Source organism: Bradyrhizobium sp. HKCCYLRH3059, assembly GCF_051168035.1.
In the GTDB taxonomy this organism is placed as follows: domain Bacteria; phylum Pseudomonadota; class Alphaproteobacteria; order Rhizobiales; family Xanthobacteraceae; genus Bradyrhizobium.
In genome coordinates, this window is record NZ_JBNPUF010000003.1 from 440,831 (window position 1) to 454,446 (window position 13,616).

At 64.5% G+C, this 13,616-nt stretch carries 17 protein-coding genes; 9 read left to right on the plus strand and 8 right to left on the minus strand.

The genetic code is table 11. The features are described 5' to 3' along the window. Positions 1-118: 118 nt before the first annotated feature. The 3 genes from pqqC to pqqA form a co-directional block, all read right to left on the minus strand. A complete protein-coding gene (gene pqqC, locus ACQR13_RS12775; RefSeq protein WP_409977980.1) occupies positions 119-874 on the minus strand; it encodes a pyrroloquinoline-quinone synthase PqqC in 756 nt (251 codons plus the stop codon). Between the two features lie 20 nt (positions 875-894). Next, a complete protein-coding gene (gene pqqB / locus ACQR13_RS12780) occupies positions 895-1,824 on the minus strand; it encodes a pyrroloquinoline quinone biosynthesis protein PqqB (RefSeq protein WP_315718025.1) in 930 nt (309 codons plus the stop codon). Positions 1,825-2,039: 215 nt separating this feature from the next. Continuing rightward, positions 2,040-2,120, minus strand: coding sequence for a pyrroloquinoline quinone precursor peptide PqqA (gene pqqA, locus ACQR13_RS12785; RefSeq protein WP_012029362.1), 81 nt, complete (start codon positions 2,118-2,120; stop codon positions 2,040-2,042). A 305-nt stretch (positions 2,121-2,425) separates the two neighbouring features. Between pqqA and ACQR13_RS12790 the strand changes: the two genes are divergently transcribed. Continuing rightward, entirely contained in the window at positions 2,426-2,683 is a 258-nt protein-coding gene (locus ACQR13_RS12790) for a DUF6894 family protein (protein ID WP_315718026.1), read from the plus strand. A gap of 54 nt (positions 2,684-2,737) precedes the next feature. On the opposite strand, the gene ACQR13_RS12795 is transcribed toward ACQR13_RS12790, so the two are convergent. Both ACQR13_RS12795 and ACQR13_RS12800 read right to left on the minus strand, forming a co-directional pair. Next, positions 2,738-3,172 carry a group III truncated hemoglobin gene (locus ACQR13_RS12795; RefSeq protein WP_315828337.1) on the minus strand — a complete coding sequence of 145 codons (435 nt, stop codon included), beginning with the start codon at positions 3,170-3,172 and terminating at the stop codon, positions 2,738-2,740. 80 nt (positions 3,173-3,252) lie between these two features. Next, a complete protein-coding gene (locus ACQR13_RS12800; protein WP_315828309.1) occupies positions 3,253-4,356 on the minus strand; it encodes a lactonase family protein in 1,104 nt (367 codons plus the stop codon). A gap of 363 nt (positions 4,357-4,719) precedes the next feature. Here ACQR13_RS12800 and ACQR13_RS12805 point away from each other — a divergent pair, with 363 nt between their 5' ends. The 4 genes from ACQR13_RS12805 to ACQR13_RS12820 all read left to right on the plus strand — a co-directional run bounded on the left by ACQR13_RS12805 (position 4,720) and on the right by ACQR13_RS12820 (position 8,299). Further along, the gene (locus ACQR13_RS12805) at positions 4,720-6,114 is read left to right on the plus strand and encodes an amidase family protein (RefSeq protein ID WP_434862881.1); all 1,395 of its coding nucleotides are present in this window, start codon (positions 4,720-4,722) and stop codon (positions 6,112-6,114) included. Next, positions 6,114-6,590: a glutathione peroxidase gene (locus ACQR13_RS12810; RefSeq protein ID WP_316193159.1), complete on the plus strand. Its 477-nt coding sequence runs from the start codon at positions 6,114-6,116 to the stop codon at positions 6,588-6,590. Before ACQR13_RS12805 ends, ACQR13_RS12810 begins: the two co-directional genes overlap by 1 nt. After that, the gene (locus ACQR13_RS12815) at positions 6,587-6,841 is read left to right on the plus strand and encodes a DUF3297 family protein (protein WP_315718031.1); all 255 of its coding nucleotides are present in this window, start codon (positions 6,587-6,589) and stop codon (positions 6,839-6,841) included. The genes ACQR13_RS12810 and ACQR13_RS12815 overlap by 4 nt, the downstream gene beginning before the upstream one ends. Before the next feature lie 402 nt (positions 6,842-7,243). Beyond that, positions 7,244-8,299: a hypothetical protein gene (locus ACQR13_RS12820; RefSeq protein WP_434862882.1), complete on the plus strand. Its 1,056-nt coding sequence runs from the start codon at positions 7,244-7,246 to the stop codon at positions 8,297-8,299. 203 nt (positions 8,300-8,502) lie between these two features. On the opposite strand, the gene ACQR13_RS12825 is transcribed toward ACQR13_RS12820, so the two are convergent. Continuing rightward, positions 8,503-8,742, minus strand: a complete 240-nt coding sequence (locus ACQR13_RS12825; protein WP_315828305.1) for a hypothetical protein — start codon at positions 8,740-8,742, stop codon at positions 8,503-8,505. A gap of 247 nt (positions 8,743-8,989) precedes the next feature. Here ACQR13_RS12825 and ACQR13_RS12830 point away from each other — a divergent pair, with 247 nt between their 5' ends. The 3 genes from ACQR13_RS12830 to ACQR13_RS12840 are packed head-to-tail and all read left to right on the plus strand — an operon-like array spanning position 8,990 to position 10,505. Then, positions 8,990-9,259: a hypothetical protein gene (locus ACQR13_RS12830; protein ID WP_434862883.1), complete on the plus strand. Its 270-nt coding sequence runs from the start codon at positions 8,990-8,992 to the stop codon at positions 9,257-9,259. Positions 9,260-9,278: 19 nt separating this feature from the next. Next, positions 9,279-9,533 carry a hypothetical protein gene (locus tag ACQR13_RS12835; RefSeq protein WP_434862884.1) on the plus strand — a complete coding sequence of 85 codons (255 nt, stop codon included), beginning with the start codon at positions 9,279-9,281 and terminating at the stop codon, positions 9,531-9,533. 6 nt (positions 9,534-9,539) lie between these two features. Continuing rightward, entirely contained in the window at positions 9,540-10,505 is a 966-nt protein-coding gene (locus ACQR13_RS12840; protein ID WP_434862885.1) for a hypothetical protein, read from the plus strand. 8 nt (positions 10,506-10,513) lie between these two features. On the opposite strand, the gene ACQR13_RS12845 is transcribed toward ACQR13_RS12840, so the two are convergent. After that, positions 10,514-10,789, minus strand: coding sequence for a hypothetical protein (locus tag ACQR13_RS12845; RefSeq protein ID WP_434862886.1), 276 nt, complete (start codon positions 10,787-10,789; stop codon positions 10,514-10,516). A gap of 133 nt (positions 10,790-10,922) precedes the next feature. Here ACQR13_RS12845 and ACQR13_RS12850 point away from each other — a divergent pair, with 133 nt between their 5' ends. Beyond that, positions 10,923-11,339: an SRPBCC family protein gene (locus ACQR13_RS12850; RefSeq protein ID WP_434862887.1), complete on the plus strand. Its 417-nt coding sequence runs from the start codon at positions 10,923-10,925 to the stop codon at positions 11,337-11,339. 845 nt (positions 11,340-12,184) lie between these two features. Here ACQR13_RS12850 and ACQR13_RS12855 read toward each other — a convergent pair. Further along, complete coding sequence (locus ACQR13_RS12855; RefSeq protein WP_315718038.1) at positions 12,185-13,534, minus strand: malonyl-CoA decarboxylase; 1,350 nt, start codon at positions 13,532-13,534, stop codon at positions 12,185-12,187. Between the last annotated feature and the right edge of the window lie 82 nt (positions 13,535-13,616).

The following is a 13,616-nucleotide window of genomic DNA, read 5'->3' on the forward strand; positions in this document are numbered from 1 at the left end:
CCATGCGCACCGCGGCAGGTGGCTTCACCCCACCCCGCCTCGCGCTTCGCGCGAGCCGACCCTCCCCCTCCAGGGGAGGGTGGCACCGGTACCCTTGAGAGAGCCGCGAAGACCACGCTCAGCCCTCCTTCGGCACGAAGGCGCCGGGCGGGATGTGGCCCTCGACATAGGCATGATACAGCGCGTCGAGCTGCACCCACAGCACGTTGGTCTTGAAGATCAGCGCGTTGCACACGGCGGCGCGCTGCTCCGGCGTGGTGGCGTGCTCCTTGACGTAATGCAGCGCGAAGTTCGCGTCGCGCGGCGCCTGGGTGAGACGGCGCTTGAAGTAGCTCATGGTGTCGTTGTTGACGAAATCGTAGTGCTCGAGCATGCCCGAGATGCGCTCTTCATGGATGCTCGGCGCGAACAGCTCGGTCAACGACGAGGCGATCGCCTCCAGCGGCGAGCGGTCGCGGCAGAAATGCACATAGGCTTCGACCGCGAAGCGGGTGGCCGGCAGGATGCCTTCGGTCGATTCGACGTAGGCCGTGTCGAGGCCGAGACCTTCGGTCAGTTTGATCCAGCGCTCGATGCCGCCCTCGCTGCCGACATCGCCATCATGATCCTCGATGCGGTGCCGCCATTCCAGCCGCGTGGCGCGGTCGCGGAAGCGCGTCATCACCATCGCGTCCTTCAGCGGGATCGTCGACTGGTAGTAGTAGCGGTTGAGCGCCCAGGCCTGCACCTGGCCCTTGTTGAGCTTGCCGCCGTGCAGCAGCTTATGAAACGGGTGGTGGTTGTGATAGCGCGTCGCGCCGATATGGCGAAGTGCTGCTTCCAATTCGCTTGCACTGTTCAGCGTCACGCCGCGTCCGATCGACAGCGCCGTCATTCCGCTCAGATTGACCTCACTCACAGTACGATCTCCATCCCTTCAGCGGGGATTTCCCATCCCTCGCGTTCCAACGTTTGCCGCTCGGGTGAGGCGTGCAGCCACGCCGGATTGGAGTTGTTGATGTGCAGGAAGACCTTCCTGCCGATCGCGAGGTCCGCCAGCTGCTTGATCGCGCCGCTTTCTCCGGACATCGCGATATGTCCCATGCTCTGCCCGGTCTTGTTGCCGAGTCCGGCCTGGATCATCTCGTCGTCGCGCCACACCGTGCCGTCGAACAGCACCAAGGGCGCGCCCCTCAATCTCGTTCTCAGATCATCGTCCACGCCGGCACAGGCGGCGATGACGTAGCAATATTGCCCGCCTTCGAGATCGGCGATCTTCAGGCCCAGCGTGTCGCCGGTCGAGGAGCTGCCGCCGGGATGCTGCTTGTCGCGCAGATACCACGCGCTCGTTCCCGAGACGGCGAAGGCCGTGATCTCCAGGCCCGAGGGCCGGCCGTCCTGCAGCAGCGGCCGGAACGGTACGTCGATCACGATCGGCACGCGCTTGACGGTCTCGTCCTTCAGCACATCGAAGATGTTGTTCGATCTGAGGATCGCAAGCACCTTGGGGTGCGCATGGATCGAGAAAGGTGAACTCTCGCGCATCGACAGCAGCCCCGTGACCGCGTCGATCTCGCCATTGGTCAGGATCACGCCGGCGATCGGACTGTGGCGCAGGGCGCCGGGCTTCGGATGCAGTTGCGGCGTGCGGGTAACCTGCTGGCGCAGATCGGGCGAGGCGTTGATCAGGAACCAGTTGGCGCCATCAGCGCTGACCGCGACCGAGGCCTGGCTGTTGCTGATCTCGGGATGATCGGTGCGCGCGGCACGGCACACGGCGCAGCCGCAATTCCACTGTGGCACTCCACCGCCCGCGGCGGCGCCCAGGACGACGAGGCGAAGCATGAGCCGTCTCCTGGAATTCAGCTGTGGTGGCGCACGCGATTACCAGCGGCAGGATCTCCGACAGGCAGGCTGACCAACGGTCAGGACCGCCCGCAGGGAAGGTGACGAGGGTGGGACATCCGACCAGCGTACGGGCTGGCACATACGCGGTCGCTGATCCCCACCCTCAAGCGTCGACGTCCTGATCGCCGAGACCTGGACGTCACACCCGCGAATTATTTGCGGGCCGCGCAGGCGTACATGTTGATTTCCATGCCGACCGGCACTTCAACGATCTTCGGTGCTTTCCAGGCCATTGTCCTCTCCTTCAAGTCGGGACGGTTATCGTCCTCAGCAATAAACTACCGTGCTACGAAAAGTTCGCCAGTGGAATCTTTTTGTTTGAGCCTCTCAGGCCTGTTTATTGCAGTGCGAAGTTGCAGATGCGAGTTGCTGCCGTTTTCGTCGGAACGAGCCGTGAAAACAACGAATTCGTGATCGATGGCTTCGCAACACCGTTCAATTCGGTCCCTAGCTTGGGGGGCTGAGCTGGCCGGATAAAGCAGTCGTGAGATGTTCGAGACTTCAAAACCCCAGCGCGCGACCCCATTGGAAGCTGATGATGCCTAGATATTTCTTCAACACACGGATCGGCGAGGAACTGGTCTCCGACACCGACGGCGAGGTGCTGCGCAGTCCCGACCGCGCCTGGGAAGTCGCGCGCGACATGATCAAGGAACTGCTGCGGACCGAAGGCGGCAACGCGGCGCTGATGACGGCCGTCATCGAGGTGACCGACGAGGACGGTGAGATCGTGCTGGAGTTCCCGTTCTCCGAAGCGATCTTCAACATGCCGGCGCAATCGATGACGCGCCATTGAGCGCAGAACGGCCGCATGGCCGTTTCCCGAACGCCCGCGTGCTTGCGGCCGAGATCAGACCGAATGGCGCGGGCGCGCGATGTCGCCGCGCGTGCTGGCGATGCCCATCTCGAAACTGTCGGCGATGCGGCGGGCGCGGACGATGAAGAGCTCCGCGAGCTCCGGCGCGAACAGGTCCTTCGCCGTCGCCTCGAACAGTTGCAGCCAGCGGTCGAAATGCGGCCCCTGCAACGATAGCAACAGATGCGGCCGCATCGGCGCGCCGCTGTAGCGGCCGGTCTTCAGGAACATCGACGACCAGAAATCGCTGATCCTGCCGATATGGTCGTCCCAATCCTCCACGGTACGGTTGAAGATCGGGCCGATCAGCTCGTCCTCCCTTGCGCGCCCGTAGAAGGTCTCGACCAGCAGGCGGATCGAGGCGTCGTCGAGTTCCGGATGTTGAACTGCGAGGGGATGGCGGTCAGGCTGGGCGGCAGGCATCGTCATGGCGTTGTATATAGGCACTCGCAGCGCCGATGGAAACGCCGGGCCGCCACGTCCGATCTTGTGGCGGCCCTGTCGTTCGCTCACGGCAGGCTGACGAACTCCACCCAGTTCGGCTTCTTGCCCACGGCGTAGGATTTCAGGCTCGTGAGCGCGCCGCTGGCCGGGTCGATCCGATACACCGTCATCCCGTTCGACACTTCGCCGACGGCGGCGAGATAGCGCCCGGTGGGATCGATGGCGAAGCCGCGTGGCTGGGTCTCGGTCGGCACGCTGCCGATCAGGCTCACGCGCCCGCTGGCCGCATCGACCTTGAAGCCGGCAATCGTGTTCGAGCCGCGCTCCGAGGCGTAGAGGAACTTGCCATCCGGCGTCACGTGCAGATCGGCCGCCCAGGGCTTGCCGGTGAAGCCTGAGGGCAGGGCGGTGGTGCGCTGCTGCTCGCTCCAGGTGCCGTTCTCCGCGTCATAGGCATAGACCGCGAGATCCGCGTTGAGCTCGTGCAGAAGGTAGATGAACTTGCCGTTCGGGTGGAAGATGAAGTGGCGCGGCCCTGACTTCTCCGGCGTCTTCACCGTCAGCGCCTCCTTGGCCGTCAGCGTGCCCGTCGCGGCGTCGAAGGCGAAGCCGAGCACCTGGTCGGAGCCGAGATTGGTCGCGAACACGAAGCGGTTGTCGGGCGAGGGCAGGAAGGCGTGGGCGTTCAGGCCGGTCGGGATCACCTGGCTCGGCGCCGCGACGACGCCATTGGCCTGGATCGGATTCACCGCCACCTTGTTGCCGCCATAGGAGGCGCTGAACAGCACCTTGCCGGTGCGGTCGAAGGCGATGTTGGCCATGCTGTCGGCGAGCGGGCCGTTGCCGATGTGGCTGAGCTGACCGGTCTTGGCATTGATCGCAAAGCTCTCGGCCTGGAACGGCTGCGAGCGGATTCCGGCGATCAGCACCGTCTTGTCCGGGCTGACCGCGAGCGGGGTCGACGAGCCCGGCTTGTCGACGCCGACGAAGGAAGCCGTCTGCGCCGGGGTCATCTCGCCGGTGGAAGCATCGAACTTGAAGACGCTGATGTCGTTGCTGTCGGCGTTGCCGACATAGGCATAGGTCTCGGCGTGGCCCGCGCGCGGCGCCAGCGTTGCTGCAGCGGCGAGAACGAATGTTGCGGCCATGATGGTGCCCGGTCTGATCATATGGTTTCCCCCTTTTGTGATGTGCTTGCTTCAGCTCTTAAAGTCGAACGTGAAGCTTGACCAAGCCTGATTCCGGATCGATCGATGCAGGATGGGTATTGATCGCGACCGCACTTCGCACCCCTAACACGCGGCCAGTTTGGCTCTCCGTCATGCCCGGGCTTGTCCCGGGCATCCACGTCGGTCCACGCGCGCTGCACGACGTGGATGCCGGGACAAGCCCGGCCATGACGAGGAGGAGAGGGCGAGTGCAACAAGACCCATGCGGTTTGCTGCCGAAGCTATGCTGGAGTGCCGCGCCGCGACGGCTTTCTCCCGACAAGTGCTCGCGCTAGAACAAGCCCCGACACCACGGAGCTCCCCATGACCGATCTCTGGCGCCTGCCGGCTGCCGACCTCGCCGCCCTCATCAAGTCGAAGCAGGTCTCCGCCCGCGATGCCGCGACCGCGGCGCTGGCGCGGCTCGATGCGGTGAACCCCGCGATCAACGCCGTGGTCGACCATCGCCCCGAGGACGTGCTGCAACAGGCCGACGCCATCGACTCCCGGCTGGCGCGCGGCGAGGATCCGGGGCCGCTCGCCGGCGTGCCGGTGACGATCAAGGTCAATGTCGACCAGGCCGGCTTCGCCACCACCAACGGCCTCAATCTGCAGAAGGACGCGATCGCCTCGGCGCACAATCCGGTCGTCAACAACCTGGTCAAGGCCGGTGCCGTGCTGCTCGGCCGCACCAACACCCCGGCGGTGTCCTATCGCTGGTTCACCAGTAACCTTATCCACGGCCACACCAAGAACCCACGCGACCCCGGCATCACGCCGGGCGGCTCCTCGGGCGGCGCAGGATCGGCCACCGCGGCGGGCATCGGCCATATCGGGCATGGCACCGACATCGCCGGCTCCGTCCGCTATCCCGCCTATGCCTGCGGCATCCACGGCCTGCGCCCGACGGTCGGCCGCATCCCGGCCTTCAATACACAGTTCCCCGAGCGCCCGATCGGCCCGCAGATCAGCGCCGTCTCCGGCCCGCTCGCCCGCACGGTCAACGACGTCAGGATCGCGCTGGCCGCGATGTCGGCGCGCGACGTCCGCGATGTCTGGTGGATGCCGGTGCCGCTCGAGGGCCCGCCGCTGCCGAAGCGCGTCACCCTCTGCGTCAACCCGGACGGGCTGAACCCGGTGCCGGAGGTCGTGGCCGCCTTGCGCGATGCCGCCAGGCGGCTCGAAGCCGCCGGCTGGACCGTCGAGGAGATCGCGGACACGCCGCCGATGCAGGAGGCCGCGCTGCTGCAGACCCGTCTCTGGCTCGGCGACGGCTACGAGGCGCAACTCGCAGCGGCCGAGAAGGAGGGCGACCCGGGCGCGCTGGCCTGCCTGCGCGGCGTCAGTGACAAGGTTCACCCATTCGACCTGTCGCAGACGCTCGCGCGCCGCGCCGCGCTGACCCGGCAATGGCTCCTGTTCATGGAGCAGCATCCGCTGCTGCTGATGCCGGTGTCGGGCATGCTGCCGTTCGCCGATCAGCTCGACCGCAAGGACGAGGAGTCCTTCCAGCAGGTCTGGCACGCGCAGCTCACGCAGATCGCGATTCCGTTCTTCGGCCTGCCGGGCCTGACGGTCTCGACCGGCATGGTCGGCCGCGTCCCGGTCGGCGTCCAGCTTGTCGGCCAGCGCTTTCGCGAGGACGCGTGCCTTCTCGCTGGCGAAGCGATCGAGGCTGGCGGTACCCCGCCGTCGCCGATCGATCCGGTGCTGGGCTGATGGCCAGCATCTATGATTTCACCGCGACCTCGCTGAAGGGCGAGGAGGTGCCGCTGAAGCGCTTCGCAGGCCAGGTGCTGCTGATCGTCAACACCGCCAGCGCCTGCGGCTTCACGCCGCAATATCGCGGCCTCGAGGCGCTGCACCGCGCCTATGCGGACAGGGGCTTTGCCGTGCTCGGATTTCCCTGTAACCAGTTCGGCGCCCAGGAGCCCGGCACGGCCGAGGAGATCGGCGCGTTCTGCGCCGGCAAGTACGACGTCACCTTCCCGCTGTTTGCGAAGATCGACGTCAACGGTACCGATGCACATCCGCTCTACAAGTTCCTGAAGGGCGAGAAGACCGGCCTCTTGGGGTCGGCGATCAAATGGAATTTCACCAAATTCCTGGTCGATCGCCGTGGGAATGTGGTGTCGCGCCATGCGCCGACCACCACGCCCGAGGCGTTGAAGAAAGAGATCGAGGCACTGCTGTGAGCGACAACGAGACGACTGCGACCCCATTTCCTGACCGGCTGTCGGTCGATCCGAAGAGCCCCTATTACAATGCGGAGATCCTGTCGCGCGACGTCGGCATCCGCTTCAAGGGCGCCGAGAAGACCAATGTCGAGGAATACTGCATCAGCGAAGGCTGGATCCGCGTCGCCGCAGGGAATGCCAAGGACCGCCACGGCAACCCGCTGACCATCAAGGTCCACGGCCCGGTCGAGCCGTATTTCAAGGATTGAGGCGACTGCGCCGCGGGCCTGTGGTGGTCGTATCCGCCAACCTCTGCCCTCAGCGATGAGGCAAACCGCCAACCCAGGACTCGTCATGCCCGGGCCTGTCCCGGGCATCCCCGTCGTCATTCCAGGTGCACGACATGGATGGCCGGGACAAGCCCGGCCATGACGGTGTGGAGAAGGGCGGGGTCGAAGCAGCTTTAGCCCCCGCGTCGCGATGGGTATTTTAGAACGTTGGTCGTAGATATTTGAGCGTCGTTCAAAATTATATTGAACGTCGCTCACAATCCGCTACACTCACCCATATCCGCCCCGTCGGCACCGGTCCCGAGGCGCGACGTCCCCAGGCGTTTGCGCGATCGGACCCCTGCGTGCCGTCTCCCGGCGGGGTCACAGAGGGTGATGACGATGGCCTATTCGGAACAAGATCTGCGCGCCGCCGCCGGGGCAGGCGCGATCGGGCCCGACGAGTTGCAGCGGTTGCTGACCTACCTCGAGCAACAGGCGAAGGCGGGTCCGGCGGCGCACGCCAAATTCGATGCCGCGCATCTGCTCTGGTACGCCGGCGCGCTGATCGTGATCGGCGCCATGGGCCTGTTCTCGACGGTGGCCTTCTCGCAGATGGGGGGCCGCGCCCTGACGGCCTGCGCGCTCGCCTATGCCGCCGCGTTCGGCTTCGCCGGCGACCACCTCTGGCGCCGGAGCTTGCGCGTCCCCGGCGGCCTGCTGATCGCCATCGCCGTGTCTATGGCACCGCTCGCCGTCTACGGCGTCCAGGCCGAATTCGGCTGGTGGGGCAAGTTCGGCAAGCCCGGCACGGTTCATGACTTCTACGTCTGGATCAAGGGCAGTTGGCTGTTCATGGAGATCGCCACCATCGCGGCGGGCGCGATCGCGCTGCGCTTCTATCGCGTACCCTTCATCGTCGCGATCATGTCGGTCGCGCTGTGGTTCATGTCGATGGACCTCACGCCCTGGATCTTCAACGTCAGCCATTTCGACTGGGAGATGCGCCGCGTCGTGTCGATCTGGTTCGGCCTCGGCATTCTCGCGGTGGCGTGGATCGTCGACTACACCAGCCACAGCCGCGACTTCGGCTTTTGGCTGCACTTGTTCGGCCTGATGGCCTTCTGGGGCGGCGTCAGCGCCACGGAAGGCGCGACCGAGCTGGGCAAGGCGATCTACTGCCTGCTGAACGTCGGCCTGCTCGCGATCGCCGTCATCATCGTCCGCCGCGCCTACGCCGTGTTCGGCGCCATCGGCATCACCATGTATCTCGGCCACCTCGCCGACGTCGTCTTCAAGGACTCGCTGCTGTTCCCGTTCGCACTGTCGCTGATCGGCGTCGCGGTGGTCGCGGTGGGACTGGCGTATCACCGAAAGCAGAAGGTGATTGCGGAATGGCTGGCAGCGAACCTCCCGCCGGCGATACTGCGGCTGAGGCCGCAGGGGGCGGTCGGGTGAGGCGCGGCGACAGCATACACCCTCATGGTGAGGAGTGCCGCGCGCGGCGCGTTCAGGCGGTGCTCTCGCATCGCCTTGAGAACAATGAGGCCCGAATGCTCAAGTGAGCAAGCGGGGCCGGAGAGCACGACTATGAGTGCTTGTGATCAAGTTGTGCGCCTCTTCCGGATCAACTCACCTTCAGATCGCTCGCGCGAGAGGGCTCAGCGCCGCGTCGTCTGATCCGCCAGCAGGGTGTCGAGCATGAAACGACACGCTTCATCCTCGCTGGCAAACTGCCGAACTCCCGCCTGCTCGCCGCGCTCATAGTAGTAGAATTTCCAGAGGGGGCCGTCCCGGTCCAGTCTGTACTGCTCTTCGCAGGCCCCAACCCCGTCGATGCTGAAAGCCTGTCTTGAGATTCCGTGACCAGCCAGCAGTCGTATCAGCTCTGAAGTCCTCACGTCATGCATCCTCAGGCGAAGCCTATGTCACTATGCCCCACATGGCGAGACCGTGTCACGAATTTTGCGTGAGACAGCGCATCACGTGTGTCCGTGAAATCTTAACGACAGTGCATGAATCGTTGCGCAGAGAGCAATGATGAATCGCCAGTGTGCCGCGGGAGCTTCGGACGCAGTGCTATGCTGGACAGGAGGCGAGGGCCGGTGGATGCTAGCGTTCGACTGACAGCAACGACATGAGCCCGCCATGAATCTTGATCACGAGAACGGCCACACGTTGGACGAGGTCATCCAGCATCTGGCCGAGACCATCGCCTGGTGCGCCTCGCGTCCGCGCCCGTGGTGGCCCTCGACGACATTCCGGAGCGCCGACATCGCGCCCGAATTCGGCAGCCGAACGCGGAAGGCCTGGGTTCAGTCGGTCGCCCAGCAGCGCCGTTGCCGCCTGGGTGGCGGCAACATCACCCCCCCCAAACATCTGCAGCTTTCAAGGCCGGTTGCTTGCGTTTTTTCCTGACGATAGTCTCGATTGTGGCGTGGCCCACGACGAGACCGAAGGCTTTTTCACCGAAGGCAACGTGCCGCCCTGGGATACGTGGGTGGCCTACCTGCAGGAGGGGCCCACTACCAGCCATATCCTTGCGTGGGCTCCGGGCCCGCTGGCGCGGATGGTCAATGACGGCATTCGTGTCATTCCCGAACAGTGCGTCGAATGGATCGACGAGCGCCGGCCGCATCTGATCGAGGCGCTGGCGGCGCGAGGACTTCATATCGACAAGCCGAGGATGTGATCAGCGATGTCGCACGGCAAGCCGTCTGATCTGTCGACGGCGCCCATGCAATCAACGCTCCGGCGCGGTCGCAAGGCTATCGCATACGGACATGCGGAGCTGTCGCGACGAATAACGTTTGACGTTAGTGACGCCGTCATGCTCGGGCTTGTCCCGCCTGCGCGGCCGAAGCCGCTTCGGTGCGGCGAAGGCCCGGGCATCCACGTGGTTCTCAGCGCGCAGGACAACGTGGACGGCCGGGACAAGCCCGGCCTTGACGACGTAGAGATGGACGAGCGCACCACTCCGAGCGCCAAATGCGGTCGCACGAGCCCGGGTCGGGAACGCCGCACGCGGCTGTCGACACGTCTGCAGGTCATGCTGGCGTGTCTGCTGCTGTGCGGCTGCGTCGTTGCTGGCTGGACCGCGGAGTCGCGCGCCGACGATCTTCAGGCCCGCCTGTTGGCGCAGACCGACAGCTACCAAGCCTATACCAACCAGATCATCGCTGTCGAAAAGGATTTCAGCGGGGTGTTCTCTCCGACTGTAGGCCTCCTTCTGAGCGGGCCGTCGAAACCCTGGCTTGATATAGCGAGTTTCAAGAGGCTGCAGCAGCTGTCAGTCCAGCATCCAGATTTCGCTATCCGCTTCATCGCCGAACCCGATCAGCAAACCGTCCGCCGCGCGATCGCCGTCTGGCCGAAACTCGAACTCAGCACCGAGGACTATGTTAGCTTCCTTCGAGAGATGGTCGATTTGCGTGACCGGGACCTGATCTCTTCGGATGATCTTGCTTGGGCCTTTCGGCCATTTCCTCCGGTCGCGATCATTTGCGACTACGCGTCGCCTCAGTTGCAATCTGTGCTCCAGCGTGTCCTCGCGCTCGGCGATCTTACGCCCGAATTCAGATCAAATCTCGAAGACGGTCTTTCCGGAAAGTCGTCCAGGATCTGGAGGCGAGATGACGGCGGCAAATGTTCGGTCCGCCGATAAAAGCACCGTCAGGTGTCGTTCAGGCGTTGGGGCTCCTGCTTAGTCCGGAGCAGGACCTTGGCGAGTTGGACGCCCGCCCAAATTCCAAGGAGGCCGCCGAGACCGACACCAACCACGACACCCAACAGCGCGAGCATGCTCCAGTCGCTGTGAATGCCCCCAGGCGCGAAACTGAGAGCAAAGAAGCCGACTGCCAAGGCCGCGTAGCCGAGACCGACCGCTCCAAAAGCGCCGCCTGTCAGCGCTGCGGCGGCAACGAATGACACTCGTATCGCTTTTCCCATCGAAAATCCTGCGGTATCCCAAGAGGCAAGATTTGTCCTACCGTCTGTCGGGACCGGCCGGTCCCCATCGTCCTTCGAGCATCACTCCTGCACAAGTGCAGTGATCGTTCAACACGAACTAGGAGCAATGTTCATGAGGATCACCGTCGAAACCAACGTCGCAGCCCCGATCGATCAGGTCTGGCGTGCCTATACGACGCCGGCCGACATCGTGAGATGGAACGCGGCCTCCGACGATTGGCATACGACCAAGGCCACGGTCGACCTGAGAGAGGGCGGCGCGTTCTCGTCGCGGATGGAGGCCAAGGACGGCAGCATGGGCTTCGACTTCGCCGGCACCTACACGAAGATCGTCGAGCACAAGCTGATCGAATATGCCTTCGGCGACCGGAAGGCCGAGGTCCACTTCGAGCCCGGCCCGAATGGCGTTGTCGTTCGTGTCGCCTTCGATGCCGAAACGACCCATTCCGTCGAGCTGCAGCAGGGCGGCTGGCAGGCCATTCTCGACAGCTTCGCGCGCCATGTGGAAGCGAAACGCAAGGCGTCGTGAGGGCGAGGGGGCCGAGGTCCCGGCGGGCACCGCGAGCGGTGCCCGAATCTTTCACCTTGACAAATTCCGAAAATCAGCAATGATGCGCATGTCCTGTCCTTTTCGCAGAGGGGCGTACGCGTCGTCACGAACGTCGGGATAGGGATGCGGTGGCCGCAGCGGCGACGGTGGACGACCGGCGTCGCTACGGACGGAGAAGTCGTGTGGTCCTGGCCTCTCGACGCTGAGGTCTGCGCAACGCGCCAAAGGCGCGTTGTCGCAAAATGGGGGCAAGAACGCCGATCCCCAGGGAGAGCACGAAGGACACCGTTCAAACCATCGCGCAGGGAAGGCCGGAATGCACCGGTCGTACCTGTGGTTCCTGCCCCGTGCACTTTCTCACGCACGGGGGCCATGGGTTGCGGCCAGCACCCGGTCTTCCCTGCGCCCTCTGTATTTGTCGGAGGGACATGCTTCGCAGCAACTCGGGCGCCATGCGCCGCGAGGCTATGATCGCGCGTCCCCAAGCTGTTTGAAATGTGAAACCGGTCCAACCTCATCGTCGTCCCGGCGAACGCCGGGACCCATACGCCGCGGCGGATGTGGCTTGGCGAGGTCTAACGACTGGCCTGCCTCAAACGACGACCTGTGGTTATGGATCCCGGCGTTCGCCGGGATGACGATGGTGGCTGTGGCGTAAGCACAGTCTCTCACCGGCGTCATTGCGAGCGAAGCGAAGCAATCCAGGGCGACGCGAAAGACTCTGGATTGCTTCGTCGCTTCGCTCCTCGCAACGACCGAGTGGGCGGCGTGCCCAGCAATGGCGCGAGGTGGATGTGAGACAGTGCTGCAGTCTGCCGCAAGTCCTACGACGACAGCCGCATATCCAGCAGCCGCCGGCCCTCGGCGCGCAGCAGCTTCTTGACCGCGCTCGAGGCCACGACCTCGCCGTCATTGGCATAGGCTTCGTGGTTCTTCTCGATGTCCTCGAGCCGATACAGGTAGTTCACCATCACGGTCGCGGATTCGCGCTGGCCCTTGGACGAGAGGTCGCCGAGCCAGTTGATGCGCTCGAGTCTCGCGCCGTTGCCGAGGTGGAAGCGGGCGACGGGATCGATCACCTTGCCCTTCGACGTCCGCGCCTTCAGGAAGTAGTGCGCGGCGAGCGGCTCGATCACCGGGCGCAGCTCGGCGGTCATCTCGGCATCCTCGACCCAGCGCGGCTCGTTCAGCAGCTTGAGCACGTTGCGATCCTCTTCGGTCGCATCGGTCGTCGACTTCAGCCAGTGCATGAAGCCGGGCACCGGCGACAGCGTGACGAAGGTGTCCAGCTTCGGCAGCTCGCGCCGCAGCTCCTCGACCACCTGCTTGATCAGGAAGTTGCCGAACGAGATGCCGCCGAGGCCGCGCTGGGTGTTGGAGATCGAATAGAATACGGCGGTGCGGGCGCGGTCGGCCGGCACCGGCGGACGATCGACCGCGAGCAGCGGCGCGATGGCGCCGGGGATGGTCTCGGTCAGCGCGATCTCGACGAAGATCAAGGGCGCATCGGGCATCGCCGGATGGAAGAAGGCGTAGCAGCGGCGATCGACCGGATCGATGCGGCGGCGCAGATCGTCCCAGTCGTGGATCTCGTGCACTGCCTCGTAGCGGATGATCTGTTCCAGAATGTTCGCCGGCGTCGACCAGTCGATCTTACGCAGCACGAGAAACCCCCTGTTGAACCATGAGCTCAAGAGATGCACGACGTCGCGATCGAGCGCGGCGAGTTCCGGATTGCCCTTGATGAGATCCAGGAGATCGGTGCGCATCGCCACCAGCTCGGGCGTGCCGCCCGGCGCGCGGTTGAGCCGGCGGATCAGCTCCTGCCGGCGCGGCTCGGAGGCGAAATGCAGCGCGCTCGCGCCTTCGTCCGAAGGCGTCGCGCGCCAGTCGTCGATCGCCTTGGCGAGCCTGGCCTTGTCCGGCCCGAAATCATGCACCAGCGCGGTGAAGAACGCCTTGCGGCCCTCGGGGTCGAGATCGTGATAGCCGTCGAGAACGTCGCGGGCCATCGCCGTGCCCGAGGCCTCGCCGGCGCCGGACACCAGCGCCTCGCACAGCTCGGCCAGGCTTTTCGCATCATGTTTGTCGACAGGGGCGCCGCCGCCGCGCAGCAGCGTCCGGCCTCGCTCGGAAATTGTGGTGATCAGGTCGGTGAAAAAGGCATTGGCCATCTGATGTCGGTCGAATCCCGGAGCGTGATGAGGGCGATGTTACATGGATTTATGGCAAAGCTGGCGACATTCAAACATAACA

Coding starts and splice junctions, on each gene's coding strand:
- ACQR13_RS12805 (WP_434862881.1), top strand. CDS start 4,720: ATGACCGATCTCTGGCGCCTGCCGGCTGCCGACCTCGCCGCCCTCATC.
- ACQR13_RS12810 (WP_316193159.1), top strand. CDS start 6,114: ATGGCCAGCATCTATGATTTCACCGCGACCTCGCTGAAGGGCGAGGAG.
- ACQR13_RS12850 (WP_434862887.1), top strand. CDS start 10,923: ATGAGGATCACCGTCGAAACCAACGTCGCAGCCCCGATCGATCAGGTC.
- ACQR13_RS12790 (WP_315718026.1), top strand. CDS start 2,426: ATGCCTAGATATTTCTTCAACACACGGATCGGCGAGGAACTGGTCTCC.
- ACQR13_RS12795 (WP_315828337.1), bottom strand. CDS start 3,172: ATGACGATGCCTGCCGCCCAGCCTGACCGCCATCCCCTCGCAGTTCAA.
- ACQR13_RS12840 (WP_434862885.1), top strand. CDS start 9,540: ATGTCGCACGGCAAGCCGTCTGATCTGTCGACGGCGCCCATGCAATCA.
- pqqB (WP_315718025.1), bottom strand. CDS start 1,824: ATGCTTCGCCTCGTCGTCCTGGGCGCCGCCGCGGGCGGTGGAGTGCCA.
- pqqA (WP_012029362.1), bottom strand. CDS start 2,120: ATGGCCTGGAAAGCACCGAAGATCGTTGAAGTGCCGGTCGGCATGGAA.
- pqqC (WP_409977980.1), bottom strand. CDS start 874: ATGACGGCGCTGTCGATCGGACGCGGCGTGACGCTGAACAGTGCAAGC.
- ACQR13_RS12845 (WP_434862886.1), bottom strand. CDS start 10,789: ATGGGAAAAGCGATACGAGTGTCATTCGTTGCCGCCGCAGCGCTGACA.
- ACQR13_RS12830 (WP_434862883.1), top strand. CDS start 8,990: ATGAATCTTGATCACGAGAACGGCCACACGTTGGACGAGGTCATCCAG.
- ACQR13_RS12820 (WP_434862882.1), top strand. CDS start 7,244: ATGGCCTATTCGGAACAAGATCTGCGCGCCGCCGCCGGGGCAGGCGCG.
- ACQR13_RS12855 (WP_315718038.1), bottom strand. CDS start 13,534: ATGGCCAATGCCTTTTTCACCGACCTGATCACCACAATTTCCGAGCGA.
- ACQR13_RS12800 (WP_315828309.1), bottom strand. CDS start 4,356: ATGATCAGACCGGGCACCATCATGGCCGCAACATTCGTTCTCGCCGCT.